Raw genomic sequence first — 2576 nt, forward strand, 5'->3', positions numbered from 1 at the left:
TCCTGCCTTGAAGGAATCCCTTTAGAATACAGATTTTCAAGCCGCTTCATCTGCATGGATCAATTTGAAGCAGAAAAAGAACTCACTTTATATCGTAAGACTTGGCAACAGCAGGTATTTAAATTTTTCGACCTGATGTTCAACAAGGCCAATCCAAGACCGAATCAGGATGCACTCAATATGGCTGGAGATGCGGAAACAGCCCTTGCTGAAGTTCAGTCCGGTCTTGTTTCTGCCGGATTCTATACAGCATGCATTGTGTTACACGGGACAAATTCCGAAGAGCTGGAAGATAATACCAGACTCATCAGCCGGCTGATTCAAGGTCAAGGGTTCGGATGCCGCATTGAAACAATCAATGCTCTTGAGGCATGGCTTGGAACTCATCCCGGCAACGCATATGCAAATGTCCGCAGGCCAATCATTAATTCAATGAACCTTTCGGATATGCTTCCATTGGCGACAATCTGGCCCGGTAATGAATTCAACCCTTCACCGGAATTTCCAGCCAATTCACCGGCCCTTATGTATTGCGCCACTGATGGTTCAACACCGTTCAGGCTGAATCTGCACACAGGCGATATCGGGCACACCTTGATTTTCGGACCGACCGGAGCGGGTAAATCTACACTGCTCGGCATTATTAACGCCCAGTTCAGAAGATATAAGAATGCATCCATTTTTGCCTTCGACAAAGGCATGTCCATGTTTCCGCTCTGCAAAGCTGCCGGGGGAACTCACTACGAAATAGCTGGCGATGATTCAGAGCTGGCTTTTGCCCCGCTTTCGAATGTTGATTCTGATGCCGAGCAGGCCTGGGCTGAAGAATGGATTGAAACTCTTGTGACTCTGCAAGGATTTGTCGTCCTGCCAGCGCACCGCAATGCGATTCATCTGGCAATGAATTCAATTCGGGAAAATCCGCAAGACATGCGCTCCCTGACCGATTTTTACCACTTTGTGCAGGATGAAGAACTAAGGGAAGCCATTAAACATTACACTAATGCCGGGGCTATGGGGCATCTGCTTGATGCTAAAACGGATGGATTTGGCATTGAAAATTTAATGGTCTTCGAGATTGAAAACTTGATGAACCTTGGAGACAAGAATCTTATTCCTGTCCTTCTTTATCTTTTCCACTGCATAGAAAAAGCCTTTAAAGGACAGCCCTCCCTGCTCATTCTGGATGAAGCATGGATCATGCTTGGCCACAAAGTTTTCCGGGAAAAGATTTATGAATGGCTGAAGGTTTTGCGTAAAGCAAACTGCGCAGTTGTTCTGGCTACGCAGTCTTTGGAAGATGCGGCTAAATCTGGTCTCATGGGCGTTCTGTCTGAATCCTGCCCGACCAAAATATATCTGGCGAATCCCAGCGCATCAGACAAAGACCAGCGACCGCACTATGAAGGACTCGGCCTCAACTCCACCCAGATCCAGATCATCACCTCCGCAGCTCCAAAGCGCGATTACTACGTTGTGACACCTGAAGGACGCAGACTCATAAACCTCGCTCTCGGTCCTGTCGCGCTTTCATTTGTCGGGTCATCCGGCAAAGGACACATCGCCCGGATCAAGGAACTTGAAAAAGAACACGGCCCAAGCTGGCCGGAACAATGGCTTGAAGAAAGGCAGGGAGATTTTAGATGATCTACAAAAACACCTTGTATCCAACATTGAGTGCTTCTCCCAAACGCTTGGCCATAGCCTTGCCGATGGGACGTTTGTCATTCTCCATTTCAGAAATATGCCTGCGGGCAATGCCGATTTTATCCGCAAGTTGTTGCTGGGTAAGGTCTTCCTTGTATCTTGCTCCGCGCAAAAGACGTCCGGTTGACGACTCGCCAAAGACCTCTTCAACGCTGAAAAGCTCGTCACCGTCTTCGTTCAGTTCTCTGACTTCAAGACCAGCCAAACGCCAAAAAGCAAGACTCTCTTCAAGAATCTTGGCTGCGTCCTTAACAGGAACCCTTAGACAAATATCAACTGATTCTTTTGTAGTCTGCTTTTTCGTGACTTCCAACATAACGCACCTCTACAAGTTTTACTCCATCGTTGCTTTCTTTCCAGACAGCAACATAACGCGGTTTTCCTTTATTCAGATGGCAATGGTAAAAGCCCGGTTTCCCTTTAAGCTTTCCGTAATTTTTCCAGCCTTCCCGGATAGGTCCATCCTGCTGAATCTCATTAAGCAAAAAATGCAAAGTTTCTGCAATTTGTTCAGGAAGAAGTTTCACCTGTTTCCGGGCTCTGCCGGTAATTTTGACGATCCATGCCATGAATTCAATGTACCATTTTTTGATACACTGTCAACACATACAGGGATGCCAACATGAAATCTATCATACTAAGCTTACTACTTGTATTAACAACACTTTCTCCGGCAAACGCCATGACAGTCACCTGCACCAATTGCAGCGATAAAATCCTACAAATGCTGGAGCGGGTCACCAATATTGAACAGCTTGAATCCATGTACCGGACTTATGCGGAAGAAATGATGCAGACCCAGCAGCAAATTATGATGGTGAAGCAAAATATTGATCAGTACGTCAACATGGTCAAGAACACCATACGCC

Annotated in this window: 4 protein-coding genes; 2 read left to right on the plus strand and 2 right to left on the minus strand. The window is 46.5% G+C overall.

Annotation, left to right across the window (positions count from 1 at the left end; all coding sequences use genetic code 11):
- Positions 1-1647, plus strand: a 1647-nt coding sequence (locus tag D0S45_20130; GenBank protein TIH11391.1) for a conjugal transfer protein TrbE, incomplete at its 5' end; no start/stop codon positions are given.
- Position 1648: 1 nt separating this feature from the next.
- Here the strand turns inward: D0S45_20130 and D0S45_20135 are convergent.
- Together D0S45_20135 and D0S45_20140 are read right to left on the minus strand one after the other, a co-directional pair.
- Complete coding sequence (locus tag D0S45_20135) at positions 1649-1978, minus strand: XRE family transcriptional regulator (protein ID TIH11393.1); 330 nt, start codon at positions 1976-1978, stop codon at positions 1649-1651.
- Position 1979: 1 nt separating this feature from the next.
- A complete protein-coding gene (locus D0S45_20140) occupies positions 1980-2276 on the minus strand; it encodes a cytotoxic translational repressor of toxin-antitoxin stability system (GenBank protein TIH11392.1) in 297 nt (98 codons plus the stop codon).
- A 53-nt stretch (positions 2277-2329) separates the two neighbouring features.
- On the opposite strand from D0S45_20140, the gene D0S45_20145 reads away from it, so the two are divergent.
- A partial coding sequence (locus tag D0S45_20145) for a conjugal transfer protein TrbJ (GenBank protein TIH11394.1) occupies positions 2330-2576 on the plus strand: 247 nt, incomplete at its 3' end.

This window comes from Marinifilum sp. JC120 (assembly GCA_004923195.1).
GTDB lineage: Bacteria > Desulfobacterota > Desulfovibrionia > Desulfovibrionales > Desulfovibrionaceae > Maridesulfovibrio.

Coding starts and splice junctions, on each gene's coding strand:
- D0S45_20140 (TIH11392.1), bottom strand. CDS start 2,276: ATGGCATGGATCGTCAAAATTACCGGCAGAGCCCGGAAACAGGTGAAA.